Raw genomic sequence first — 25599 nt, 5'->3', positions numbered from 1 at the left:
ATTATGATGACAAAGAAGATGGAAAAAAAGTATATTCCTTTAGCAAGCTATTTTGACGTAGCTTCGCAAAATGAAATTACATTATCCTTTAGCGCATTAGAAAACATTATGGGACAAGCTTTACCCAATGCTGCATACTTGAATAAGAGCTGGTGGAAAAAAACAAAGCCCCCTCTTACGCACTTTTTATCTTGGACAAATGCAGGTTATTATGTCATTGATGTCAAATTGGGCACGAGTGTCACTTTCTCTCGCACACAAGAGAAAATGCCTTTGGACAATAATTCTGAAAATAACGAAAATACTTCTGCGTACATAATCCGAGCGATTGAAGCATCAGATGCTAGAGCATTTATTCTTTTACAGGAAGAAATTCTTCAGCAAACTGAATTTTTGTATAATGTAGAAAATGAGTTAGAGCTAACCGTACAGCAGCTAAGAAAAGATCTAACTTATTGGAAGCAATTGAAAAACCGCACGATTTTACTTTGCATTTTAAATGGCACCTTTGCAGGCTATGCCGTTGTCCATGGCTATAAACATTCTAAAGCTAAACATATTGCATCAATTCATATGGCCGTAAAGAAAGAGCACCAACGAAATGGTATCGGTTCAGCACTTATGAATGCAGTGGAAGACTGGGCTAGCAAACGTGATATTTCCCGTTTAGAATTATCCGTGATGGAGCATAATGATGCTGCATTACAGTTATTTACAAAACATGGGTTTGTGCAAGAAGGAACCCGCGCCAATGCTATTAAACTAAAAGATACGTTTAAGGCTGAATATAGCTTTAGCAAAATTTTATAAATTATTTTTCTTTGATGTCTAATGCTTATTTGGACATCTTTTTTTATTTCTCCTTCGATTGCCCATTAAAAAAACGTATAGATTAGCAGTTGTACTCCAATCTATACGCTGTTTTTTTCAAAATACTTGCTTCTCTCTTGCAATATCTAAAAACAATAAATTATTTTCTACTTGTTCATATGATTGCTGATATTGCTCATATTGCTCTTTATCTTGGCTAACCATCTCCTCAATCAATGCATGCATAAAGGAAAATAGCACTGGCACAACGTCTAAGGAAGATTGATTTTTTAAGCCTAATGCAAACAAAGCACTTGCATAATCCCTAATTGGTGACAATGCCGAACCTGTAATCGCAATGATTTTTACTTTTTTCATTTTCGCTATTTCCACAATTGTTTTTACATCATTGGATTGTTTATCACATGAAAAGACGATTAACGTAGTACGTTCACTCATACTGTTTATTTGTTGAACGAGATCATCGGAATCTGTACGTAGCTGCTTTATATTCGTTCGTAAAGTTTTCAACGTATACGTTAACCAATTTGCAATTGAGGCATCTTGGCGCGCACCTAAAATATAAATAGTATCCGCCTCATGCATCCACTTGGAGCTTTTTTGAAGCATACTATCGTTAATTAAATGTATTGTATCTTGAATATTTTGCATATCACGCTGCATGACCTTACCGAAGCTAGATGTTTTCTGGTTGCTCGTCATATAGGTGGGATGGTGAGGTGTACCCTCATTTTGAGAGTTTAAATAGTTTCTTATTTCTTCCTGTAGCTCAACATAACCTGACATATCCATTGCATAACAAAAACGAATCACGGTTGATTCACTAACATTCGCTTGCCTCCCCACTTCTGCCGCGCCATTGGCAATCACAACCGCAGGATTACTTATAACAAATTGTGCGACTTTTCGTTGTCCTTTCGACAGCCTTACATATCTTTTCTTTATATCTTCTTTTATACTCATTCCTAACAACCTTTCTTTCAAAGAAATTATCACGAATGGAGATTATTCCCTACTGATTCTAAATTCGATTAAAAATACAGTATCATGATTGCAATTTGAATACAATGACTTTTCAGAAAAATCTTTAATACATTAATACACTAATGCACTAGTTCGTAATAAATTGACATATAATCTATGTATTCTAAATATTGAAAATATGTTTATTATCCTCGCCATTTTACTGTATACAATATTTAATTCGAAATTTTAACATATTTCAGAAAAATTTGTATAAAAATAATCTTATATTTTATTTTTTAAAGAACGCAGATTTGAAAAGTCTTGGATCAGACTGTAGACAAACTCGAAGTTTTCGAATTTGTCTATAGTCTTTTTTTTATTAAAACTAATATAGGTGATGACTACTGCTGTTGATTTCCGCTACGGGTGGGCGCTTTCCGCGGGCACATCACTCCAATCAACTTTATATGGATTGCTAGCAGTCTACTATATGGCAAACAACTTCATAGGGAGGGGATGCTCGAAGAGTATGGCGACGCGAAAGTAAGAACCCCTTTTTTACAATAAAAATAACAAAAGGGATTAAGATTTCTATTCTTAACCCCTTTTGTCGACAAGCTGAGTCTTGGATTCAGATAGCATCCAAAACTTTTTTTATTCTAATTCAATTTGTTTTGTTTCTGTTCCTAAAAATATAACACCAATAACGCCAATTATTATCGCACAACAGAAAATCGCAAAAATAAAGCCGATCTCATAGCCTGCCGTTAACAGTGATCCTACTAATAGCGGACCAAAAATACCGCCAATTCTTCCTACTGCAGCTGCCATTCCTGCACCTGTTCCGCGAATAACTGCTGGATACTGTTCAGGTGTGTAAGCGTAAAGCGCACCCCATGCACCTAAGTTAAAGAATGATAAAAACATTCCTGATATTAATAGGACAGCCAACGTTTCTGCATTACCAAAAATGAAAGCACTTACAGCCGTTCCAATTAAATAGGAAACTAGTACGAATTTCCGTCCGAATTTTTCAATAAACCATGCAGCTGTGAAGTATCCTGGTAGCTGTGCTAACGTCATCATTAAGACATATTTAAAGCTAGTAATCATATCAAAACCTTTTCCTACCATTACACTTGGCAACCATAAGAACATTCCGTAATATGAGAATACTACCGTGAACCATAGCACCCAAAGCATGAATGTCGAACGTGCATATTTTTTCGACCATACTTCCCGTACATTAAGAAAAATACTGCGCTTTTTAGATTCTACCTTTGCAGTAAATTGAGGCGAATCTGGTAAATGCCAACGAAGGTAAATCGCGTAAACAGCAGGAATAGCTGTTAATAATAATGCTACACGCCATCCCCATGTAGGTATAACAAAATATGATATAAGCGCTGCTATTAGCCAGCCTGCTGCCCAAAAGCTTTCCAGTAATACAACTACTCTTCCACGTTCCTTTGCCTCAACACTTTCAGAAACAAGTGTAGATGCTACTGGTAGTTCTCCACCGAGCCCCATGCCTACTAAAAAGCGTAATGCCATAAACGCTACTAATGTTGTCGTAAATGCGGATATGCCGCTCGCTACTGAAAAGAGAATAAGGGTCCACATAAAAACTTGCTTGCGCCCCACTTTATCGGCAAAAATTCCAAATGCAAGTGCGCCTACCGCCATACCAATAGAATTGATACTACCAATCCAGCCCATTTGACTTTTTGTTAAATCCCAATCTACCGCTAGCGCTGTAATAACGAAAGATAAAATACCAACGTCCATCGCATCAAAGAGCCAGCCAACACCTGCAACGCCTAAAAGCTTGTTACGTGAAATGGATTGTTCTGTCTTTATTGTTGTCATAATAACCACCTGTCTTTACATATGACTTTACATTACCAGTTTACTATACAGTTGTTTCGAGAAAGTGACAAGTAAAATTCAAATGACCGAATTGTTTAGACAATTTAATAATTGCTATTGAAAATATATAGTCATTTGCGTTAAAATGTCTCTTATACAAAAACAACTGTTCTTTCTATAAGAACAAAAGGAGATCGTTACGTTATGTGGAAAGGCCTTATTGAAGAATATAAACAATTTTTACCCGTAACAGAAAATACACCCGCTCTAACATTAAACGAAGGCAATACGCCTCTTATACATTTAGTTAATCTATCAAAACAGCTTGGTATCGAGCTTTATGGTAAAATAGAAGGCGCAAATCCGACTGGTTCTTTTAAAGACCGTGGTATGGTATTTGCGGTAGCAAAGGCTATTGAGGATGGTAGTAAATGTGTAATTTGTGCCTCAACAGGCAATACATCAGCAGCAGCTGCAGCTTACGCAACACGCGCAGGTATTCAATCGATTGTCGTTATTCCTAAAGGGAAAGTTGCCCTTGGTAAACTAGCACAGGCGACAATGTATGGTGCAAAAATTATTGAAATCAATGGCAATTTTGATGATGCTTTAAATATTGTGCGCCAAGTTAGCGAAACAACACCTGTAGCACTTGTCAATTCGGTTAACCCATACCGTATCGAAGGGCAAAAAACAGCTTCTTTTGAAATTGTAGATGCTTTAGGTTCTGCTCCCGACTATTTATGCATTCCAGTTGGAAACGCAGGTAACATTACTGCTTACTGGAAAGGCTTTAAAGAATATAACGATGTGAAAGCTTCAGGTTTACCAAAAATGTTCGGCTTTGAAGCGGAAGGCGCCGCAGCTATTGTTAAAGGCGAAGCAATTCCTAACCCTGAAACAGTTGCAACAGCTATCCGTATTGGTAATCCTGCTAGCTGGCAATATGCTGAAGCAGCACGTGATGAGTCTGGCGGCATTATTGATTCTGTAACAGATGAGGAGATTATTGCTGCTTACAAGCTAATCGCTGGAACTGAAGGGATCTTTGTTGAGCCTGGTTCAGCTGCATCATTAGCAGGTGTAATTAAATCTGTTGAAAATGGTAAAATTGCTAAAGGCTCCAAAGTCGTGACAGTATTTACTGGTAACGGCTTAAAAGATCCAGATACTGCTATGAACGTTTCAACAGTGGACGTCGTATCTCTTAAAAATGATGAAGAAGAAATTCGTAAATATATCGAGGGCGTACTATGAGTAAAAAGTGGCAAATCACCGTTCCTGGGAGCACAGCCAATTTAGGCCCTGGCTTTGATTCTATCGGACTCGGCTTGTCTCTTTATTTAAAATTAGATGTTTCCCTACAGGATAGTTGGGAGATCATACATCTCGATGACAACGGTCCTAGTGAATTTGAGCTAGAACAACATTTACTATATATTATCGCCCAAAAAATTGCGGATCAGTATCATAAACCATTACCTGCTTGCCGAGTTGAAATGGCAAGTGAACTACCATTAGCCCGTGGTTTAGGAAGTAGCGCCGCTGTCATTGTGGCGGGTATAGAGCTAGCCAACCAATTATGTGATTTAAAGTTAACTATACAGGATAAGCTAAATTTATCATCTCAAATTGAAGGGCATCCTGATAATGCAACTGCCTCAGTACTCGGTGGCTTGACGATTTCCTCAATGGATGACAACGGAGTAGTCGATACATTCCATGTAAATGATATTAACGCTTCTTTTGTTGTGTACGTACCGAATGTTGAGCTAAAGACAAGTGAGTCTCGCGCCGTATTACCAAAGCAATTTGAGCGAGCATATGCAGTGCATGCTTCTGCTAATGCTAATATGCTGGCAGCATCTTTAATGACACGTGATTTTACACGTGCAGGACGCTACATGGAAGAGGATTTGTTCCATGAACCATTCCGTTCAACATTAATACCACAATATGCTGAAATACGTGAAGCTGCAAAAGCTCATGGTGCATACGGTACAGCATTAAGTGGAGCAGGTCCGACACTCATTTCCATTATTCCAACTTCGATTGCTGATGACTTTGTTACAACAATGCAAACAAAATTCCCAGAACATCAAATCATCTTAACCCAGGCCGATGAACATGGTGTACAAGTAAAATAAATTAAAACGTCTACTTCAAAGTAGACGTTTTTTCTTGAAGGAGGAAGTACTTTGAAACCAATTATTTTCTGCGATTTTGATGGTACTATTACAGAAACAGATAATATTGTCTCACTTATGACGCATTTCGTCCCTGAACAATCGGAGAAAATTGCAAAGGCAATGATGGCTCAAACAATAAGCTTCAAAGACGGTATTACTGCGATGTTTGAGCTTTTATCGACTAGCCAAAAGGATGATATCATTCAATATTTAATGGAGACCGCCGTTATCCGTGAAGGCTTTAGCGAGTTTGTTCTCTATGCGCAGGAACACGATATACCTTTTTACATTGTTAGTGGCGGAGTAGATTTTTTTATTCAACCACTGCTTGAAAGATTTGGCCCATTTTCGGGAGTCTATTGTAATAATGCAGACTTCTCTGGAGAGCAAATTACGGTTGTCTATCCACATAGTTGCGATGAGCAATGTGCAAAATTTTCAACACAAAGTTGTGGCTGTTGCAAACCAACCGTCATGCGAGAAATGGCACAGCCCGATCAATTTAAAATCGTGATTGGCGACTCTATTTCCGATTTCGAAGCTGCTAAACAAGCAGATTTAGTATTAGCTAGGGAGCAATTAATTGACCGCTGTAATGATTTACATATTCCCTATAAGCCTTTTAACACCTTTTATGACTGCTTAGAGACAGTTAAAGAATTAATAAAGGCATAATAAAAGGAATCTAGTCTTATCGACTAGATTCCTTTTTTAGTAGCTAATTAAGATTTACGCTAATAATACTAAACTAATAGCCATCACTGCCATTCCACCAACTAAACCATACATAGATAAATGTGTTTCATCGTATCTCTGTGCGGCTGGTAATAGCTCATCTAATGAGATAAACACCATAATTCCTGCAACACCAGCAAATACAATACCGAACATAACGTCTGATAAAAACGGCATTAATAGTAAATAAGCTACTAGCGCCCCAACAGGCTCTGCTAACCCCGATAAAAAGGATAGTTTAAATGCTTTTCTACGATTTCCTGTAGCAAAGTAAATAGGAACAGAGACAGCAATTCCTTCAGGAATATTATGAATGGCTACAGCAATTGCAATCGCAATGCCGACATTAGGGTCATTCATAGCGGACATAAAGGTTGCTATACCTTCAGGAAAATTATGAATTCCTATTGCAAGTGCAGTGAATACGCCCATTTTCATTAAATGATTTTCATCTACCTGTGGTTTTACAGCATTCACATCTTCAACAAGCTTTACTTCATGAGGGTTCGTCGATTTCGGAATAAACTTATCAATTAAAGCTATAAATAACATTCCGCCAAAGAAACCCGCTATCGTCATCCAATAACCATTCGTTGGACCTAAGGCATTGGTTAATGCATCCTTTGCTTTCACAAAAATTTCAACAAGTGACACATAAATCATAACTCCCGCTGAGAAACCAAGAGCTATTGATAAAAATTTAGTATTTGTTCTTGAGGTGAAAAATGCAATTAAACTCCCTACTCCTGTTGCAAGCCCTGCAAAAAGGGTTAACCCTAAAGCAAATAAAATTTGTCCTTCCAATTCCTTCTTCCTTTTCTCTTTTTTTTATTGTACTCATCTTAGCTTAAAAGTTTCCTATAAGCAATTCTTTTTTGTTAGGAAAATATTTATCAAATCTAATTTTTCAGAATTATTCGGGTGCCTGGCACTTAAAAAGTCACTAAAAAAAGCAGTACCATAAAGTTAGGTGCTGCTCACTTGAGTATTACTATTTAATATTGTTCTTATTAAATACGCGCTTACGTCGTTCATACCAAAAAACACAAATGATAAACCAGGTGTATCCTATACACCAACCTGCAAGCACATCGGAGGCAAAATGGCGCGCACCTGCTACTCGTGAAAGACCAATAAGAATTGTTAGCACAATTGCGCCTATCCAAAGCTGTATTTGACGTGCCTTTGTATTATTTTCAGATAATAAATAAGCAACCGTAAATAAATACAGTATGCCTGTCATAGCATGTCCAGATGGAAAACTGAACGATGTCAATTGATCTTCTATTTCAGGGCGAGAACGTTGCACCCACTTTTTTAACATTTGGTTTAATACGTTCCCTACTGCAAATGTTAATACGACAAATAACATGCCACGGTAATTTTTCGCGATCCATGCTAAATAGACAATTAATATAATCGCAACCCACACGACAAATTTTGGCTCACCAATATAATGAAAAAACTCTATATACCGATTGCCAAATAATATTTCCGCCACTTTTTTATCGAAGTTTAAAATCACATCACTCTCGTATGTTAAGCGGAACGCAAAAAATATAATTAGTGTTAAAATCGCTAAAGGATATGACCATTTTTTTATCAAAATTTCACCTCAAAGCTCAATCATGCAATGTTTTTTCACATCATACCATAATTAGGTGAACTTGAGGGAAATATACGATTTCTGTCTTATAGCATAAAAATATACTTAATTATATTCGCTAATATAATGGATTCTTCATTCGTTTTATTAAAGTAATTTGAAAGTGCTAACGCAACGATAAATAAAATTGCAATGATAGGTAGTATTTTTCTAAACAACATTAACACTCCCTCACCTTTTATTATTCTATAGTTCAAACTATTTCAATAACACAGGGTCGAATAACCAATCTTTCGGTCCAAAGTTTCGATCCTTTTCCCCTCTCACTTCTCGAGAAATACGATTATTAATAATTAAATCTCTGAACTTTCTACTGAATATTGTTTTTCTGTAAAGATAGCTTCCATCATGACTCCATTCTGAAGAATAGAATACATCTCCATTTAAATTCATAATATCCTTGCCATCATAAATATCAGGTCCTAGAATTACCCCATTTAACCCACATTTGCAAGGTGGCTGCTCAGTTGCAAAATACAATTTTATTCTTTCTGCATTACTTGCAGGTAGCATTTGAGTTGGGATGATTTGATATGCAGGTTGCTTCCCTACTTCCGATCCGCTGTGAATTACTTCTAGAAGTTCATAGCCTTCCATATTTGCTTGTTTCATTAAAGCTACTAATTCTTCGGAGGCTACCCAGTACCCGCTTACGTGGACTAAATGACGGCCTTTCATTTGAGAAGTATCAATAACTAACGGTGAAAGTTGCTCTTTTTCCATAAGCCCACAATGCTTACAATATGTACTTATTGAAAATAAAGTGCCTCTATCATCTAAAAACATTTCTGGCGAGTTACCCGTCGAGTTTAACGTAAATAATGGTGTTTGTTCGTATTCGCTATCTGAAAAATCAAAATAGAAACGTTCCCCAATAGAAACAATACCTAACTCATGTTCCAATGATTTATATAATGCTGCCACCTGCTCATACGTCACATCTTCATTTAAAGTAAAAATAGGATTAAAAGATGCCTTCAAATTTCTTCTTCTTATTTCAGGCGCACCTACATAAATACCGTAGCGATTATAAACTTTAATGACTTGATCTTGGTTAGATTCATCTATAGAGATTAAATTTTCAAGTTCTACTTTCAAATTATACGCCTACCTTTATTAAAGTTTTTTCGTGAGTATGCTGTCTAGCTAGTAACATGCTAAAAAATCTATGATATTAAACTGCTTATATAAACGATATATTCTTAAACTATTACTCACTTTGGAAAAAATTACTTAACTATGATTAATCTAAGCGTACCAGTAGTTATACCACCATTTCAACGTTGGGTTTACGCCATTTTTTTGGCGGTCTTCACTAGTTTTTTTGGCGTGATTTGGCGGTCATGAAAAAAACACCGCCAAAAAATGGCGGTGTTTTTTAAAATATATAGGTATTTAGTTGTGCAAACTAAATAATTTTTCCTGATTAATAATATATTGTCTTTACATTACATAAATACTACCCTTTTATAGAAAAATATAACAATTAACGTTTATACTAACATATAAAGAGGCTATAGTAAATTCATTCGTTCAGCAAGATTTACTGCTTCTGTTCGGGAATCTACATTTAGCAAAGAAAACAGCTGTGTTAAATATCTTTCAGTTGTTCGTTGAGGAATGTTTAACTCTATCGCTATAGCCTTATTTGTATGCCCTTCAGCAATCAATCGTAAAATTTTCTTTTCTTTTTCATTTAAATGAATATCGAGCTTAGCATCTTGTATTTTAAATCGATTATCTAGGAAATCTAAGAAATTTTTCGGCAAAACAATTTCTCCATTTGCAATGGCACGAACTGTCCGCAAAATCTGCTCTTTAGAGGCCGTTTTGGCTAAAATCCCCTCTATTTTCCTTTCTAAAATTAGTGGATAATAATCTGTAATGTCATCCCCTGTATAAAGGATTATCGAAGCATCTATTTGCATCGCTTTAATATTTCTCGCTAAATGAATGCCATTTTCTAAAGGCATATTGATATCAATTAGATAAATATCATATGGCTTGTCCTTAATTTTTGGTATGACAGAAGTTGCATCACTCTCTGTATCAACTAAAATGTCTTCATTATCTTTAAATAAATTTTTCGTTCCCTCTAACACAATAGGATGATCATCCACTATGAGCATTGTTATCAAGTGTGTCACTTCCTTCTTTTACTGTAATTCTAATAGACATCCCTTCATTAACTTGAGTATCAATGTAAAATTGTCCATCAAAGGCTTTTACACGCTCTTGCATACCACGGATTCCCATCGAATCAGCGACAATAATATCATTCACATTACATCCTACTCCATCGTCCTTATAAATGACTTCAAAACCATTGTCCATTTCCTTGAGGTGAATTTCAACTGTTGTCGCATAGGAATGTTTCAAAGCATTATTGAGTAATTCTTGAAATAGACGATAGATCATTAAATTCATTCGTTCATCTTCTAAATAAAGGCGATCTATTGTATAAATTAACAGAAAGTTAGCTCTTTCCGTTACTTTTCGTATGAGCTTTTCTAAAGCAGCATTTAGCCCTAATGTATCTAATAGTGGGGGCTTTAAGTTTTCGCAATAAGCTCTTAAATCATGTAGCGATGAAACCATTTGTGTATGAATCTTTACTAGTTTTTGTTGGATTTCTGTAGTATCTTTTGCATTTATTAAAACATCAACTTCTCGAGCAATATGGAGTTGCTCTTGTAAATTAGTATCATGTAATTCTTGAGCTAGTTGATATTTCTCCTCTTCAAACCTAAGCCATAATAGCTTATTTAGCCAAGGTAATTGACTTTCATCTGCTTGCTTCATATGCTTTAGTTCCTCTAACAATTCTTCCACCATTTTTGTATTTTCAATAAAGTTATTAACGTATAACAGGAGCAATTCGAGCCATAAAAGCTCTTCATCTTTTAAATGAATTGAATTGTTATGCCCCAATACTAAGGCTCTTTTGTAATGAGCATCTTGATGGAGGAAAGCTAGATAGACTTTGTCAATTTTCCGTATTTCTCCTAATTTTAAATCTTCCATTAGCATAGGATTTATCGGAATTTTCCCCTCAACCATTGAAGTAAATTGATTTGTGTCATAGTCATAGGTCAATACAAATACATGCTCAAGCTCTAGGTGCAACGAAACTTCCTGGGCAAACTTTTCTAGAAGCTCGTCTAATTTAATTGTTTTACCGATTCTATCTACAGCCGTATACAACTGATGAATATAATCCCCTTTAGTAGAAAACAAAATTTTGCGTTTGCGATAATCTACCTTTTCTTTTATGTAGAAAAGAACAATTAACGATAAAAAAGTAAACAATGAAACACCCGACATTAACGTCATCGTTAAAAATTTGCCAGCAATCCAATACAAACCAAAAGTAAACCATGCAGTAAAAATTACAGAAAATATGACATAGTAACGAAGCCTTGTAATATGATATTCAATGTCAAATAATCGTTCCGCTAGTTGTGTAAAAATAAAGCTAAATGGAATAAATAATAAAAATAAAGCACTGATTTCAGCGGAAAGTACGGGATGATGAAATAGAATATTCGGAAGTGCATACAGAAACAAGAATGGAAGAAATGGAATCATTACACTATTCAATAAAATTTTTAACTGGGGTGATTTAAATTTAAAATAGCTAAACAATAAAATAATAAGTATTAAAATAAGTAAAACTAAAAAAACGCCTAAAACAACATACGAAAGAAGGTTGTGCAAATTGTTATTAATAATACCAATATAGCTAAGTAACATCGCAAAGATAGGCAATAGATAAAACAATTTAATATTATTAAAAAGTAACCAATTGGCATTTAAAAATGAATAATAGTTTCTTAAAAAATGTAAAAGTAATACTAAACATAACAACATACTACCTCGATTGACCATAATGCCCACGATATCGAGACTACCAGATGCGCCAATACTTACATATGCCATGGAAACCGTTAGCATAAATAAAATAAGCAATCTTAAAAGTGAAGTGTTTTTTTGTTTATAATGCAAATAACAAACAACAAATAATGTAAGAAAATAATAACAGGCAGGGATAAGCAATATATAGTAAAACCGTTCAGTAAAATCTAAACCAGTAGGAGTAATATGAATTTTTTCCCCGTTAGACTTTAATATTGTTAATGAATTTGCCGCCCTAATTGTAAAATCATACTTTATATAAGAAATGTCGTCTATTTGAACATTATCAACTTTTAAAACGATGTCCCCTGCAGAGATTTTCTGCCCATCCACTAATTGATCATGTGAATGCTCTATTACCCAATTTCCATTTTCCTCGATCAAATCTATACCCAAATAAGGCTTGCTATAAGGAACATATAGCAGGTAGAAACCTAGCAATACGTAAACACTTATAGCAAGCATAAACCATTTTTGATTATATAAATTTAATTCCAAATAGGGTCTCTTAAGCATAGTACATCTTCGAATGAGTCAAGTATTGCCTGCTGTTCAATTGCTGAAACACCTATTAATGCAACTTTTTGTTCTTTTAACAGTGGTACTAGTGCTGGGTTCTCTTCTAGATACTGAATTACATTAATCATAAAAATCTCTCCTCATTTCATTAGTTTTATTAGGTATTCTTTACCTAACTTGTTTATAGCAACTTTTTCAAGATTATTCAATGCTTTTATTTTATAGAGATTTTTAATTGCAACTGCATAACGTATTGCACCGCTATTTGTCAACTCATGTTCTGTAACAATATTATCCAAAAATGTAACTATATCTTTATTATAATAGTTTATCACAGATTTTGATACACTATTTTTTTGTGCCATTAGATAAATAATTGGTAATGAATACTTTCTATTTAATAGATCATTTTTAGGTCCCCAAGTTTTTAAATCTAAAATATCATTTTTTATTTGTTGGATAATACCTATGTATTTCCCGTACTCCTCAATTTCAGCAGTCACCATTCCTTTTGCAAGTGCCTCCCCAATGACGCAACTCATTGCTGTAAGTGACCCTGATTTTTGGTCAATCATTTGTAAGTAGGATTGTTCATCTCGACAAGCATTCAGTACATCTAACTGCTGACCGTTAATGCTACGTAACGCATATTGTTCCAGTAGACGAATGGCTATACCTTTATGTTCAAATGATGTCTCATGTATAGCTCTCGATGACATGACGAGTAAGGCAAGTGCTGCATTTAAAGAAAGTTCAGGTGTTTTGCTCCAAATATAGTCCGTATCTTTATCCTGCAAATCATCAATAATATCATAGGATAAAATTAGAAGTTCAATAGCCGCAGCAACGATATATATCTCTTCATTTAAAGAATCAACAAATGCTTCATAATGCCAATAGCATAGTTTGCCAAATGCATAACCCATCTCTTTTTTTTCTGCTTTAAAACTTTTAAGCATTGACTTTAATTCATCACCGAGCATCGAATCATTTTCAATCAGACTGTCTAACGATTCATTAATACGTACATCTATATCATCCAATAGTCCTCTACTCCCTTAAACGTATTGATAAATATTATACATATTAATGGGAATTAATTCTATCTTTTATAAGTTAAATGAATCACTTAGTTTTCTATTTATTACCATTAACGATTCATAAATACCGCCAAAAAATGGCGGTATTTATAGAAAGCACGCCAATTTTTTGCTAGGAAATAATAAAAAACTGGCGGTGTCATAAGAGAGACCGCCAGTTTTTGGCGTTAACTGACCATTGAAATGGCGTCCTGACTAGTGTTACGCTTATGATATGGAAAATTCATGCGTATTGTATGTGACTCGATTTGCAATTTGAGTGTATGATATTTTAATTATTTATAAAATATTCTCTAACATTAAGAGGTGATTGAAATGACGAATGGAGTAAATGACTACGTGTTAATACTTACAGAAACTTTTTCCTGTACAATTTCTGTCTCTGCAGAGGAAATTACTATAAAGAAGCCTTCGAATGAACAACAAACTATTGAACAATTGATCATTCAAGCTGAACAGCGAGCATATCAAGAAGCTTTAGTGGAGTATAAACATAAGTCTTCTATTTCTAACTTCATTTGTAATATCCCTGGATTTGAAGATACTTTTCAGCAAAAACTAGACATGTATATGGCGCAACACGACATTATAAAAGTACCCGAAAAAGATTTGCCATTACTTTCTTTAGTGAGCCCTTTTACATCTAGTTTGAATATTAATACACCGATGCTCTATAAAACTACTCAGTACTGCATTGTTTATGCTAGAGGAACGCAGAGTGGTCAAAACAATAGTAATGTCGCTAAAATAAGCAGCTTTGCAGGCTCACCAAATGATTTAAAAAACAATAATCAACATCTCTCTTCCAACATGTTAAATTCAGTCACAGAGGCCTTTGACGCCTATCATTACTACCCGACTAATATTTCTGGACTATTCATTAATAATGGCGGTATTTCCTTCAACATTAACTCAGCATTTAATATTTGGAGCAAGGCTACTATCAAACATTAAACAGACGTTTCGTTTGCGCTGCTTCCTAAGCTTCGTAGTTCAAATATAATTGCCTCAATATTCAACTTCTATGTGTGGCGAGGTGTGACGTAGTAACAAAAGCCCCTTGCCATTTATCCATTCACCTCCACCTTCTTATCAATCCAACAAAAATACATAAACTTCTAATCATTTGACTAGCTCCTCAGTCAGCTTAATTGTTCACACCTTGTTGTAAAATGGTTATTTATATAAAAAGACATAAAAAAAGAGGTGTCACAATTGACTTGTGAGACACCTCTAGTTTTTATTAAGCTTTTACATAGTAAACATCTTGACCGCTTTCAATAATATAATCAGGTTTAGGCTTACCAGCATTTGCTTTATGACCTGCAATATGCTCAGGGCTCTTCTCCCAATTTTTCCACGCCTCTTCTGATTCCCAACGAACCATAATTAGCACTTCTTCATCTCCGCGGCGAACTTTTTTTACAAGCACTTGCTTATCAATATAACCTGGTTGTTGTTCAAGTAATGAAGGACCATCTTTTTTAGCTCCAAATCGTTCAACAACCTTATCAGCGTTACCCTCAGTTACGACCATACGTTTAATTTGTACAAACATATTAGTTAAACGCCTTTAAAATATCATCAGCTTTAGCAGTTTCTGATTGTAAACCGCCACCTGATAGGTACCAATATTCTGGATCTAAGTAGTAAACTTTACCGTTTTTAGCAGCGTTAGTTGCACCAACGATTTCGTTTTCAATAGCAGCTTTTGTACCAGACTCGCCTTCAGGGTTAACAGCAGCGTCACGGTCAACTACGAATAAAATATCTGGGTTTGTATCACGTACATATTCGAATGAAGCGTTAGCACCGTGTGTAGAAGCTTCGATTTTGTCATCAGCAGCTTTTACGCCAAATACATCATGAATTACACCAAAACGTGAACCAGGACCATATGCAGATAATGAACCTTCATTACCTAAAACGATTAATGCTTTATCTTCAGATGAAGCAGTTTTTGCTTTAAGATCTTCTACTTTTGCTTCGTATGCAGCGAACGCATCAGCAGCTTCTTTTTCTTTACCGAAAATTTTACCAGCTAATTCAGTGTTTGCTTTAAACGATTCCATAAAATTATTGTTATCTACACCAACAAATACAGTTGGAGCAATTTTAGATAATTCTGCGTAAGCAGAAGCTTGACGACCTGAGATGAAAATGATGTCTGGGCTCATAGAAGAGATTGCTTCAAAATCTGGCTCTTTTAAAGACCCAACATTTACGTAAGTTGTGTCAGCATATTTGCTTAAATAACTTGGTACTGATTTTTGTGATACACCTGCAACTTCAACGCCTAAAGCATCTAAAGTATCTAGGAAACCATAGTCAAATACGACAATATTTTTTGGTTGCTCTTTTAAAGTTACATCTTCAAATGTATTTTCACCAGATGTACTACCTGGGATTGTGATTGGGTAAGCAGAAGCAGCTTCATTTTGCTCTTCAGCAGGTTTATTATCTGTTGAACCTTTATCATCTTCTTTTGATTCTTCTTTAGAACCACAAGCAGCTAATACTAAAAGCATCATTGCCATTAATACCGTAAGTAATTTCCAATTTTTCATTGTGAAATCTCCTTTTTGTTTTTATATTTTTAGATAGTGATGACTATCTATTGTTACTAAGAGTTAAAATACACACAAATGCGGCAACCATTTTGCTCTTGCACAGGGATATCCATATCATAGATTTCCTTTAACGCATCTGAGTTAATAATGTCATTAGTCGGACCGTCTTTTACAACACGTCCATCTTTTAAAGCGACGATATGATCAGAATATACGGATGCAAAGTTAATATCATGTAAAACAATGACAACCGTTTTTCCTAGCTCATCCACCAACTTACGCAAAATTTTCATGATTTGCACAGAATGCTTCATGTCTAAATTATTAAGTGGCTCGTCTAACAAAATATAATCTGTGTCTTGCGCAATGACCATTGCAATAAATGCCCGTTGTCGCTGTCCACCCGATAATTCATCTAAATAATTATGCTGAATGTCAACTAAATTCATATAGTGAATTGCTTCATCTACTTTTTGCTCGTCCTCTGGTTTTAAATTTCCTTTTGAATAAGGAAAGCGACCAAATGAAACGAGTTCACGAATTGTTAGACGCACATTCATGTAGTTTGACTGTTTTAAAATCGATACGCGCTTTGCAAAGTCATCAGATTTCCAGCGACGCACATCTGACTTATCGAGTAATACTTCACCAGTGTCTGCATTAAGTAAACGGCTTACCATTGAAAGCAGTGTTGATTTACCTGCACCATTCGGTCCAATAAAGGACGTAATTTTACCTGGCGCAACGTCTACACTAACATCTTGAATGACAGGCTTTTTCCCAAAAAACTTAGAAATTTCTTTTACTTGGATCATCCTGCTGACCTACTTTCCTTCAATAATAGGTAGATGAAGTACACACCACCTACAAAGTTGATAATAACGCTTAGTGTTGTATCGAATTTAAATATTCGCTCGACCATCCACTGACCACCGACTAAAGCAACAATACTCATTACACAAGAACCTGCAATTAACACAGAGTGCTTGTACGTCTTGAAAAACTGATACGATAAATTTGCTACGATTAAGCCAAAGAATGTAATTGGCCCAACAAGCGCTGTAGATACTGCGATTAATATCGAAGATAATATGAGCATGCGTTGTACAAGCTTATCATAAGGTACCCCAAGGTTTATTGCTGTATCGCGACCAAGTGACATTACATCTAGTTGACTCATATGACGCCAACCATAAATAAATGTACCGACAATAACAAGACCTGCTAACCATACTAAATCTGAATTTACATTATTAAAGCTTGCAAACATTTTACTTTGTAAGCTCAGAAACTCATTAGGATCAATTAAAACTTGGAAGAAAGTTGTGACACTTCCTAAAAATGTCCCGACTATCATACCGACAAGCAGCAGGAAGTAAATCGGACGTTTACCTTCTTTGAACAATACTCGATAAAATATTAACGCGAAAATGACCATTGCTGAAACAGCTAGCAAAAAATTGTAATGTGCGTTAATAACAAATATAGACATCGAGCCAAAGAAGAAGTAAATAATCGTTTGGACCATCATGTACAAAGCATCAAGCCCCATAACACTTGGTGTTAAAATACGATTATGCGTAATTGTTTGGAAAACCACTGTCGAATACGCAATGGCAATTCCCGTTAATGCCATCGCCACTACTTTAATGAGGCGACGTGGGAATGCATAGCTATAGTTCCCATTTAATTCATAAAAGACGTACAGTAACATAGCAGCTACTGCTAGTCCGATTAATATCAACATTTTGGTACGGTTACGCATATGCTCTCCCCCTAAATAACATAATTAGAAAGATTGCACTTCCGATGACGCCGACCGTCATACTTATCGGAATTTCATAAGGGAAAATTAACACGCGCCCTATAATATCACAGAATAATAGGAACGACATACCGAGTAAAGCCGTGTGCGGTAATGTCTTTGCAAGGTTATCCCCTCTGAACAGCGATATAATATTTGGAATAATTAAACCTAGAAACGGAATCACACCTACTGTTAGTACCACCGTAGTTGTCACTAGTGCTACTAACACCAAACCTAAATTCACAACGAATTTGTAGGAAAGACCAAGGTTTTTTGCAAAATCCTCACCCATTCCAGCCACTGTGAAACGGTTTGCATAAATGTATGCCATTATTAGAACAGGTACACTTATGTATAAAAGCTCATAACGACCTTTCATTATCAATGAGAAATCTCCTTGTAACCATGCAGAAATGTTTTGGATAATATCAGCCTTATACGCAAAGAACGTCGTAATAGAAGATAGGATATTTCCGAACATTAAGCCTATAAGCGGTATAAAAATCGCATCTTTGAACTTTATTCGATTTAATATTTGCATAAACATTAACGTGCCGGCTAAAGCAAATATGAAAGCGAAGGAAATTTTTTGAAAGTACGTGACATTTGTAAAAAACATCATTGAAATTAGAACACCTAATTTCGTAGCATCTAAAGTTCCTGCTGTCGTTGGTGACACGAACTTATTCCTACTTAAGCTTTGCATAATTAAACCAGCAATACTCATACCTGCACCTGCCAGCAAAATTGCCACAAGTCTTGGTATACGACTAATTAAGAATAGTCTAGTTTCTTCTGATCCGAAGTCCAATAAGTCACTTGGCTTAATATTAACTACACCAATGAATAGTGACACAATAGACAACACAACAGTTGCTGTTAAAAGATATCTTATTTTCATTGTAATCCCCGGTAGATTCATTATTGAGTGTAATTAATAATCAGCTGAAAATGATTATCATTACTCACGATTCTCATTATAAGCATCTTTTTATTATCAGTCAACCTCCTATTGAGAATTGTTCTCGCTTTATTTGGAAATACTTAAAAACTATGTTTTTTCAACAAAAACACCGCTAAATTGAGATATTTCTCATTCAAACATGTTGCTCTTTCCCCTCAGAAATTTATTCAAAAAAAAGGGTAATTGAGAATGACATAGTTGCCCTTCTCAATCACCTCATTAAGCTACTCTTCTTATTCCTCGTAGCCATGCAAAAATTATTGATGCTACTAAAATAAAGCCTAAATAGCCCATTACCGAATATAGTTTTGATACAAGTGTTGTAAAGCCCACTTGGCTCGCAAAAAAGCCTAGAATGCCCATACAAATGACAGCGACCTTAAAGCTAGGCTTTGTTGGTTTAAAAAATCGCACCGAAAACGAATAAAACATACCTACCGCTGTATTGTAAATCATCCCCAATAAAGAAAATGACATTAATAAACCTACTATTGGATGAATTTCATTAGCTAATGCGAGCATGGGAATATCCAATCCAACAATAACGTTCATTTTAGCGAGAAGGGAAAAATGAATAATTAAAATGAGCGCGCCTAACAATAGTCCTCCGATAATGCCACCTATGCCTGCAATTCGTTCATTTCGTATAGCGCCACACATCACTGTGAGAAGCGAAAAACAAACGCCGATATTAAAAGACATATAGAGCAAAGCTGTTACCCACCAGCTTTTTGATGATGTTGGTAATTGTTGTTGTGCTATTACTGTTTGCTCTGCAAATGTTAAATCCATCGTAGCTATGGAATAGACCGCAATAATTGTAACAACAGCTAACAAATAAGGCGTCGCAATGGCTATTATATTAATAATACTTTTTACATTCATCATAACTGTCATCATAGTGAGGACAATCATACAAATGCTTCCTAGCCATACGGGTAGTCCAAACATTTGCTCGAAAGTAGCACCCGCTCCAGCAAACATAATGACTGACACACCAAACAAAAAAAGTGATAGTACAAAGTCCATTAGAAAGCCGATAGTATTACCCGAAATTTGATATATCAAATCCTTATGAGATGTTGTCCGCAACCGTGAACTAATTTGTGCTATACACATTCCCACAAAGGCAAACCAGAGTGTCGCTAAAAGAGCGCCTAATATTCCCTTATTGCCATAGCTCGTAAAATACTGGATGATTTCCTGCCCGGATGCAAACCCCGCACCGACGATTATTCCTACATAAGCACCGCCGATTTGCAAGCTCTTTTTCAATCACTTCTCTCCTCGACTATTTATCTGACAAACAGATGGAGAAAAGGCAGCCTCCATCGCTTAAAGCTATTCCTTATAAACTTTCTTGCTCATTGTTAATTTATCAATGACTGCCATATTTAGCTTATAGCCTATACCAACACTTGTAGGCACACGAATAACGCCATCTTCTACCATAACCTCAGGCATTATAATATCCTCATACCAATAATGACTCGAACCTGCTGTATCACCAGGTAATATGAAATTGGAGAGTGCAGTTAGTGCTATATTATGTGCTCGTCCGATTCCCGCTTCCAACATGCCTCCACACCAGACAGGAATGGCATGCTCCTGACAATAGTCATGAATCTTCTTAGCCTCCGTTAAACCACCTACACGACCAATTTTTATATTAATGACACCACAACTACCTAGCTCGATCGCTTTACGAGCATCTTCAAGTGATGTAATACTTTCATCTAAACATATTGGTGTTTGTAACTGCTTTTGCAGCTTGGCATGATCTATAATATCGTCAGCTGCAAGTGGTTGCTCAATCATTAAAAGGTTAAAGGCATCCAGCTGTTGAAGCACTTCTATATCATTTAATGTGTACGCAGAGTTTGCATCTGCCATCAATGGTAAATTAGGAAATGTAGCACGGATAGCACGAATAACTTCGACATCGTACCCAGGTTTTATTTTAACTTTTACTCGTTTATAACCCTTTTCTACATAGACCTTTATTAAATCAATCAGTTTTTCTGTGCTAGCTTGAATTCCTAAACTAATCCCTACATCAATAGTATCTTTGCTTCCACCTAACGCATGGGCAAGGGACTGTTTCGTTTGCTGTGCATAAATGTCCCACACAGCCCCTTCAATAGATGCTTTCGCCATGCAATTGCGCCGAATAGGCGAAAACAAGGCACTAACCTCATCTGGGTGTGCAATCTCTTTATGTAGCAAGGTAGGCATTAAAAAGTCCTCTAACATATGCCAAGTTGTCTTTAATGTCTCCTCTGTGTACCACGGTGCTACAAAAGCAACTGTTTCTCCCCAACCAATCGTACCTGACGCATCCTTCGCCTCTAAAAGTAATAGCTCTTTTTCACTAACAGTACCAAAACTTGTTGTGAACGGAGCCTTCATCGGCATTTTTAAATGTCTTATTGTAATTTCTTCTATTCTCACAAAATTCACTCCTTATCTCTATTATAAAGCCAATAAAGAGCGTCTGACTAACAGATAAAAGTGTATATATTCTTTTTGCTTTTTCACTCGAACAATGGCATATTCTTGGGCAAAGAAGGTAGTTAAAATTGTACGAATCTTATAACGCCAGTCCTCAGCTAATTTCGGACTTTCCACCTTCATCTTTTGTAAATACTGTGGAATAGGAACTAAATAAGCGTCCTTATAAAATTTTTGGTTACTTTGAAATTCACTATCTTGATCGAGCACAGGTAATCCATCAACCGTCAATGACCATGATACAACTTGCTCTGCCGCTTCTTCTAGCTCATCCAAGCTATCATTTGCATGATTACGCTCAACCCACCATTCTACCGCAATTCGATCAGAGGGCAGTCCATCATTAAAATCATCTTGTAACGGTCCATAATAATCTATTTCATACTGATTGCTATATGCATCCAGCTTTAAAAATGATAAATTTGCTAAACGCGCTTCTAATGGATCAAATAGCCAACGAACTAGCTGAAAACCATTTTCTCGCGCATATTCTTGCTGAGCATGCTTCAACAACTCTCCTACACCTTGTTCACGATATGTTTTTTCGACGCCAATCATGTGTGAGTGTAGATACATTTTTTCTTCCCGATAACCTACAAAGCAGTAATTAAACCCAATTAGTCGACCTTCCAAATACGCCCCAAGCAATAACCCACCATTTTGAACAGCCGCTAGCATTTGATGTGAGGGAATTGCCTGACTCCCCCAGATTTCAACATTTAAGAATTGCACCTCAGCAATTTCCTCAGGTGTCATCATTTTTCTAATAGAAACGTTTTCTAACATTATCTGATGCCTCCTCTATGTTTCGAGTTCTAATGCTCCTAATACAGCGTTTGTAAGAATCTCAACTCCAGTTACAAGTCTTGCCTGCTTAAATTTCATTTTTGGATGGTGTAATCCAGGTGTTAATCCGCAACCTAGTCCAAGCATTGTCGATTTTAAATGCGGACGTTGAACGGCATAATGGTGGAAATCCTCTCCGCCTGGTGTATGCACAGGCTTTCGTAAATTAGATAGCCCCGCTGCCTTAACAATGGCTTGCTCCATCATATATTGAGCAGTTGTGTCTACCTCTGCTGCCACAATATTAGCAACTGTACGTAACTCAATTTGCACTTTATGCAAAATTTTCGAAGAATCAATAACACGTTTCACACCTTGAGCAAGTGTATCCATTACATCATTTCGTTGTGCTCTTATATCAATCGTGAAGGCTGCTTTACCTGGAATAATATTACCTGACTCACCTCCAGCTTGAAATTTTGTCATCTTAACGGATACAGGCACCATGGGATCTGTATGTATGGTGCGTAAATCTTCGATAATTGTTGCACCTACCTCAATTGCATTCACACCAAGGTGTGGTCTTGCCGCATGTGCATCCTCACCGATAATTTCGCCTTCTAGTAAACGAGAGGCACCATGGTACAAAGCTGCACAATATGTGCCGTCCTCAAGCTCGTGAACTGGTCTTAAATGGACTCCAAATAAAAAATCCAAGTCATCAATAATGCCCTCTTTTAGAACAGCTAATGCACCTGTTCCTTTTTCTTCAGCTGGTTGGAAAATAACACGAATTGTGCCTTTGTATGATTGAGACTGCTCTTTCAGAAGTAAAAGAGCTCCGATTGCCATTGTCATATGTCCATCATGTCCACAAGAATGATTTGCTCTAAACTCACCATCTACTTCTTGCCATAATGCATCTATATCCGTCCGTAAACCTACCTTTGGGTTTCCATCACCAATATCAACATACAGCCCTGTGCAATTTTTAAAGCGTTGTGGTGAAAATCCTTCACGCGTCAACAAATCAAAAATATAATTTGTTGTTTCTACCTCTTGCCAGCTTATTTCTGGATTCGCATGTAAATACGTGAATATCTCCATTAATCTTGGCCTCAAACGATCCAATGCTTCTTTCATGACAACCAACCCCTTAAAATTGTTACTAGTAAGATTATTATAACGAAAAAAAGCTCTATTCTACAGAAAATTAAATTATCTTCTAGCTAATAGACTACACAAGAGACAAAAAAGATGCAGTGACATTACTCTAAAATTTTAAAAGCAGGGCAAAGGAGTATGTAATAATAATAGTTGGTGGTAGCGGAGGCGGTGACTCCTGCGGGAACGCACGCATAGTAAGCCAACAAGCCGCGCGTTAGCGAGGGTTGCGGCTTACGTGTGTGCCCGCGGAAAGCACCGCCGTAGCGGACATCAACGGCATAGCAAAAAAAGTGTTAGATTGACCGCAGTCAATCTAACACTTTTTTCTTTTCTCTAGCCTCTTTAACTAATTAATACCACGCATCGCTTTAGAAATAATAGGTGAAAGTACTAATAAGAGTATTCCGATAACAATCGACAATGTTCCTAAGAATCCGAAATATGTGAATTCGCTTACAACTTCATATACTTTTACAAGCTGAGCGTTAATCGCTTGAGCCGCAGCACTCGTTAAAAACCAAAGCGACATTGTTTGTGCAGCAAAAGCTTGTGGCGCTAATTTCGTTGTTGCAGATAAACCTACTGGAGACAATAATAATTCCCCAACTACTACTAAGAAGAATGATAATACTAACCACAATGGACTAACTAAAGCTTGTCCACCTGAAAGATGTGCTGGAATCATCATTACTAAAAATGATAGTCCGGCAAAAAATAGTGAATAAGAAAACTTACGTGGTGTTGATGGTTGCTTATCGCCCCATTTTAACCATAGCATCGCAAATAATGGAGACATGGTAATAACGAATAATGGGTTAAGCGATTGGAACCAAGACGATTCAAGATGGAAACCACCAATATTTAATTGTGTACGCTCATCTGCATACGTTGCTAAAATTGTTGCACCTTGTTCTTGAATAGCCCAAAACATAACCGCGGCTAAAAACAACGGAATGTATGCAAGTAGACGAGATTTCTCATCTTTTGTAGTTTTCTTACTACGATACATATAAATAAAGAACACTGTTGGTATTATCACACCAAGTGCTGTAATAATTAAGCTAAAGACATCCATTGTTAGTACACCAGTTTTAATACCAATGCCACCTAAAATGATAATGACTAATGCTATAATACCGAATTGCGTAAAGACTTTTTTACGTTCTTCCGGTTTTAACGGGTTATTTACTTGTAAGCCCGCTAGACCTAAATATTTTTTCTCAGTTACTTTAAAAACAATTAATCCAACTAGCATACCAACTGCTGCTAAACTGAAGCCTAAATGGAAACTATACTTTTGTCCAATTGTTCCGACAATAAACGGCGCAATGAATGCACCCATATTAATACCCATATAGAAAATCGAGAATCCTGCATCACGACGACTATCTGTTTCAGCATAAATATCTCCTACAATACTTGAGACATTCGGTTTTAATAAACCAGTACCGATAACAATAAACGCCATTGAAGCAAATAACATTGTCACACCGCCAGGGAATGCTAGCAGTAAGTGACCGATCATAATTAACACGCCACCATAAAAAATCGTTTTACGTGTCCCTAAAAGTCGATCGGCAATCCAGCCTCCAATAATACCCGACATATAAACAAGCGATCCATATATAGCCATAATTGAATTCGCTGTTCCGCGATCAAGACCTAATCCACCTTCATTTAATTCATAATACATGAAGAAGATTAGAATCGCTCGCATACCGTAGTATGAAAAACGCTCCCAGAATTCTGTGAAAAATAATGTAAAGAGCCCTTTAGGGTGTCCGACAAATCCTTTTTGAGGGACGGATTTTACAATTTCATCTTTAGTAGACATACAATATCCTCTCCCACTTTCATTATTCCTTTAAATATTGTTCCCCATTGATAAGGATAAAAAACTATGTTTCATCATACTAAAGCGTTTTTATTACTTTCGCAAGAGTTTTAAAAAATGTTGAAAATTTGTCATTTTTCTTTATATTCAGACTCATTAGTTAATATTTT

The 25599-nt window shown here is 36.1% G+C and carries 25 protein-coding genes; 5 read left to right on the top strand and 20 right to left on the bottom strand.

Features of this window, described 5'->3' with window-relative positions:
- Positions 1-3: 3 nt before the first annotated feature.
- The gene (locus ACIQ1H_RS18715; RefSeq protein WP_402890912.1) at positions 4-810 is read left to right on the top strand and encodes a GNAT family N-acetyltransferase; all 807 of its coding nucleotides are present in this window, start codon (positions 4-6) and stop codon (positions 808-810) included.
- Positions 811-927: 117 nt separating this feature from the next.
- On the opposite strand, the gene ACIQ1H_RS18710 is transcribed toward ACIQ1H_RS18715, so the two are convergent.
- Together ACIQ1H_RS18710 and ACIQ1H_RS18705 are read right to left on the bottom strand one after the other, a co-directional pair.
- Positions 928-1794 carry a MurR/RpiR family transcriptional regulator gene (locus ACIQ1H_RS18710; protein ID WP_402890909.1) on the bottom strand — a complete coding sequence of 289 codons (867 nt, stop codon included), beginning with the start codon at positions 1792-1794 and terminating at the stop codon, positions 928-930.
- 657 nt (positions 1795-2451) lie between these two features.
- A complete protein-coding gene (locus ACIQ1H_RS18705; RefSeq protein WP_402890906.1) occupies positions 2452-3666 on the bottom strand; it encodes an MFS transporter in 1215 nt (404 codons plus the stop codon).
- A 204-nt stretch (positions 3667-3870) separates the two neighbouring features.
- Here ACIQ1H_RS18705 and thrC point away from each other — a divergent pair, with 204 nt between their 5' ends.
- From thrC to ACIQ1H_RS18690, 3 genes are read left to right on the top strand one after another with little or no spacing between them, the layout of a single operon-like run.
- Positions 3871-4923: a threonine synthase gene (gene thrC, locus ACIQ1H_RS18700; RefSeq protein WP_402890903.1), complete on the top strand. Its 1053-nt coding sequence runs from the start codon at positions 3871-3873 to the stop codon at positions 4921-4923.
- Positions 4920-5813, top strand: a complete 894-nt coding sequence (gene thrB / locus ACIQ1H_RS18695) for a homoserine kinase (protein ID WP_402890901.1) — start codon at positions 4920-4922, stop codon at positions 5811-5813. Before thrC ends, thrB begins: the two co-directional genes overlap by 4 nt.
- 51 nt (positions 5814-5864) lie before the next feature.
- Complete coding sequence (locus ACIQ1H_RS18690) at positions 5865-6530, top strand: 2-hydroxy-3-keto-5-methylthiopentenyl-1-phosphate phosphatase (protein ID WP_402890898.1); 666 nt, start codon at positions 5865-5867, stop codon at positions 6528-6530.
- Positions 6531-6584: 54 nt separating this feature from the next.
- Here the strand turns inward: ACIQ1H_RS18690 and zupT are convergent, their stop codons facing one another.
- The 8 genes from zupT to ACIQ1H_RS18650 all read right to left on the bottom strand — a co-directional run bounded on the left by zupT (position 6585) and on the right by ACIQ1H_RS18650 (position 13733).
- Positions 6585-7394, bottom strand: a complete 810-nt coding sequence (gene zupT, locus ACIQ1H_RS18685) for a zinc transporter ZupT (RefSeq protein WP_402890895.1) — start codon at positions 7392-7394, stop codon at positions 6585-6587.
- Positions 7395-7581: 187 nt separating this feature from the next.
- Positions 7582-8193, bottom strand: a complete 612-nt coding sequence (locus ACIQ1H_RS18680) for a phosphatase PAP2 family protein (RefSeq protein WP_483869774.1) — start codon at positions 8191-8193, stop codon at positions 7582-7584.
- Positions 8194-8282: 89 nt separating this feature from the next.
- On the bottom strand, positions 8283-8417 hold the full coding sequence (locus tag ACIQ1H_RS18675) for a hypothetical protein (RefSeq protein ID WP_255639593.1): 135 nt from the start codon (positions 8415-8417) through the stop codon (positions 8283-8285).
- Positions 8418-8454: 37 nt separating this feature from the next.
- Entirely contained in the window at positions 8455-9354 is a 900-nt protein-coding gene (locus tag ACIQ1H_RS18670; protein WP_402890891.1) for a hypothetical protein, read from the bottom strand.
- A 416-nt stretch (positions 9355-9770) separates the two neighbouring features.
- The gene (locus ACIQ1H_RS18665) at positions 9771-10385 is read right to left on the bottom strand and encodes a response regulator (RefSeq protein ID WP_228134530.1); all 615 of its coding nucleotides are present in this window, start codon (positions 10383-10385) and stop codon (positions 9771-9773) included.
- The gene (locus ACIQ1H_RS18660) at positions 10369-12636 is read right to left on the bottom strand and encodes a sensor histidine kinase (RefSeq protein ID WP_402890993.1); all 2268 of its coding nucleotides are present in this window, start codon (positions 12634-12636) and stop codon (positions 10369-10371) included. Before ACIQ1H_RS18660 ends, ACIQ1H_RS18665 begins: the two co-directional genes overlap by 17 nt.
- Positions 12637-12659: 23 nt before the next feature.
- Positions 12660-12818, bottom strand: a complete 159-nt coding sequence (comX, locus tag ACIQ1H_RS18655; protein ID WP_139860011.1) for a competence pheromone ComX — start codon at positions 12816-12818, stop codon at positions 12660-12662.
- A 12-nt stretch (positions 12819-12830) separates the two neighbouring features.
- On the bottom strand, positions 12831-13733 hold the full coding sequence (locus ACIQ1H_RS18650) for a polyprenyl synthetase family protein (RefSeq protein WP_402890888.1): 903 nt from the start codon (positions 13731-13733) through the stop codon (positions 12831-12833).
- A 372-nt stretch (positions 13734-14105) separates the two neighbouring features.
- Here ACIQ1H_RS18650 and ACIQ1H_RS18645 point away from each other — a divergent pair, with 372 nt between their 5' ends.
- Positions 14106-14744, top strand: a complete 639-nt coding sequence (locus ACIQ1H_RS18645) for a hypothetical protein (RefSeq protein ID WP_402890885.1) — start codon at positions 14106-14108, stop codon at positions 14742-14744.
- Between the two features lie 289 nt (positions 14745-15033).
- Here the strand turns inward: ACIQ1H_RS18645 and ACIQ1H_RS18640 are convergent, their stop codons facing one another.
- The 10 genes from ACIQ1H_RS18640 to ACIQ1H_RS18595 all read right to left on the bottom strand — a co-directional run bounded on the left by ACIQ1H_RS18640 (position 15034) and on the right by ACIQ1H_RS18595 (position 25429).
- Positions 15034-15348, bottom strand: coding sequence for an antibiotic biosynthesis monooxygenase family protein (locus ACIQ1H_RS18640; RefSeq protein WP_139860006.1), 315 nt, complete (start codon positions 15346-15348; stop codon positions 15034-15036).
- Between the two features lies 1 nt (position 15349).
- Positions 15350-16357, bottom strand: a complete 1008-nt coding sequence (locus tag ACIQ1H_RS18635; protein ID WP_402890882.1) for a siderophore ABC transporter substrate-binding protein — start codon at positions 16355-16357, stop codon at positions 15350-15352.
- A 56-nt stretch (positions 16358-16413) separates the two neighbouring features.
- On the bottom strand, positions 16414-17175 hold the full coding sequence (locus tag ACIQ1H_RS18630; RefSeq protein ID WP_173479380.1) for an iron ABC transporter ATP-binding protein: 762 nt from the start codon (positions 17173-17175) through the stop codon (positions 16414-16416).
- On the bottom strand, positions 17172-18125 hold the full coding sequence (locus tag ACIQ1H_RS18625; protein ID WP_173479379.1) for an iron chelate uptake ABC transporter family permease subunit: 954 nt from the start codon (positions 18123-18125) through the stop codon (positions 17172-17174). The genes ACIQ1H_RS18630 and ACIQ1H_RS18625 overlap by 4 nt, the downstream gene beginning before the upstream one ends.
- Positions 18118-19068 carry an ABC transporter permease gene (locus ACIQ1H_RS18620; RefSeq protein ID WP_402890878.1) on the bottom strand — a complete coding sequence of 317 codons (951 nt, stop codon included), beginning with the start codon at positions 19066-19068 and terminating at the stop codon, positions 18118-18120. The genes ACIQ1H_RS18625 and ACIQ1H_RS18620 overlap by 8 nt, the downstream gene beginning before the upstream one ends.
- Positions 19069-19350: 282 nt before the next feature.
- The gene (locus ACIQ1H_RS18615; protein WP_402890876.1) at positions 19351-20406 is read right to left on the bottom strand and encodes a YkvI family membrane protein; all 1056 of its coding nucleotides are present in this window, start codon (positions 20404-20406) and stop codon (positions 19351-19353) included.
- 66 nt (positions 20407-20472) lie between these two features.
- Positions 20473-21582, bottom strand: a complete 1110-nt coding sequence (gene menC, locus ACIQ1H_RS18610) for an o-succinylbenzoate synthase (protein WP_402890873.1) — start codon at positions 21580-21582, stop codon at positions 20473-20475.
- A 21-nt stretch (positions 21583-21603) separates the two neighbouring features.
- Positions 21604-22428: a GNAT family N-acetyltransferase gene (locus ACIQ1H_RS18605; protein ID WP_402890870.1), complete on the bottom strand. Its 825-nt coding sequence runs from the start codon at positions 22426-22428 to the stop codon at positions 21604-21606.
- 15 nt (positions 22429-22443) lie between these two features.
- Complete coding sequence (locus ACIQ1H_RS18600) at positions 22444-23571, bottom strand: M20 peptidase aminoacylase family protein (RefSeq protein ID WP_173479374.1); 1128 nt, start codon at positions 23569-23571, stop codon at positions 22444-22446.
- Between the two features lie 370 nt (positions 23572-23941).
- Positions 23942-25429: a peptide MFS transporter gene (locus tag ACIQ1H_RS18595; RefSeq protein WP_402890868.1), complete on the bottom strand. Its 1488-nt coding sequence runs from the start codon at positions 25427-25429 to the stop codon at positions 23942-23944.
- Between the last annotated feature and the right edge of the window lie 170 nt (positions 25430-25599).

Origin of the sequence: Lysinibacillus sp. NPDC097279, from assembly GCF_044761745.1 — a bacterium.
Taxonomy (GTDB): Bacteria; Bacillota; Bacilli; order Bacillales_A; family Planococcaceae; genus Lysinibacillus.
The sequence above is the reverse complement of the archived record's forward strand: the minus strand, read 5'-3'. Positions and strand labels throughout refer to the sequence as shown.

Excerpts from the sequence above, each read along its gene's own strand:
- ACIQ1H_RS18715 (WP_402890912.1), top strand. The coding sequence starts at position 4 with ATGATGACAAAGAAGATGGAAAAAAAGTATATTCCTTTAGCAAGCTAT.
- ACIQ1H_RS18710 (WP_402890909.1), bottom strand. The coding sequence starts at position 1,794 with ATGAGTATAAAAGAAGATATAAAGAAAAGATATGTAAGGCTGTCGAAA.
- ACIQ1H_RS18705 (WP_402890906.1), bottom strand. The coding sequence starts at position 3,666 with ATGACAACAATAAAGACAGAACAATCCATTTCACGTAACAAGCTTTTA.
- thrC (WP_402890903.1), top strand. The coding sequence starts at position 3,871 with ATGTGGAAAGGCCTTATTGAAGAATATAAACAATTTTTACCCGTAACA.
- thrB (WP_402890901.1), top strand. The coding sequence starts at position 4,920 with ATGAGTAAAAAGTGGCAAATCACCGTTCCTGGGAGCACAGCCAATTTA.
- ACIQ1H_RS18675 (WP_255639593.1), bottom strand. The coding sequence starts at position 8,417 with ATGTTGTTTAGAAAAATACTACCTATCATTGCAATTTTATTTATCGTT.
- ACIQ1H_RS18665 (WP_228134530.1), bottom strand. The coding sequence starts at position 10,385 with ATGCTCATAGTGGATGATCATCCTATTGTGTTAGAGGGAACGAAAAAT.
- ACIQ1H_RS18660 (WP_402890993.1), bottom strand. The coding sequence starts at position 12,636 with ATGCTTGCTATAAGTGTTTACGTATTGCTAGGTTTCTACCTGCTATAT.
- comX (WP_139860011.1), bottom strand. The coding sequence starts at position 12,818 with ATGATTAATGTAATTCAGTATCTAGAAGAGAACCCAGCACTAGTACCA.
- ACIQ1H_RS18645 (WP_402890885.1), top strand. The coding sequence starts at position 14,106 with ATGACGAATGGAGTAAATGACTACGTGTTAATACTTACAGAAACTTTT.
- ACIQ1H_RS18640 (WP_139860006.1), bottom strand. The coding sequence starts at position 15,348 with ATGTTTGTACAAATTAAACGTATGGTCGTAACTGAGGGTAACGCTGAT.
- ACIQ1H_RS18635 (WP_402890882.1), bottom strand. The coding sequence starts at position 16,357 with ATGAAAAATTGGAAATTACTTACGGTATTAATGGCAATGATGCTTTTA.
- ACIQ1H_RS18630 (WP_173479380.1), bottom strand. The coding sequence starts at position 17,175 with ATGATCCAAGTAAAAGAAATTTCTAAGTTTTTTGGGAAAAAGCCTGTC.
- ACIQ1H_RS18625 (WP_173479379.1), bottom strand. The coding sequence starts at position 18,125 with ATGCGTAACCGTACCAAAATGTTGATATTAATCGGACTAGCAGTAGCT.
- ACIQ1H_RS18620 (WP_402890878.1), bottom strand. The coding sequence starts at position 19,068 with ATGAAAATAAGATATCTTTTAACAGCAACTGTTGTGTTGTCTATTGTG.
- ACIQ1H_RS18605 (WP_402890870.1), bottom strand. The coding sequence starts at position 22,428 with ATGTTAGAAAACGTTTCTATTAGAAAAATGATGACACCTGAGGAAATT.
- ACIQ1H_RS18600 (WP_173479374.1), bottom strand. The coding sequence starts at position 23,571 with ATGAAAGAAGCATTGGATCGTTTGAGGCCAAGATTAATGGAGATATTC.
- ACIQ1H_RS18595 (WP_402890868.1), bottom strand. The coding sequence starts at position 25,429 with ATGTCTACTAAAGATGAAATTGTAAAATCCGTCCCTCAAAAAGGATTT.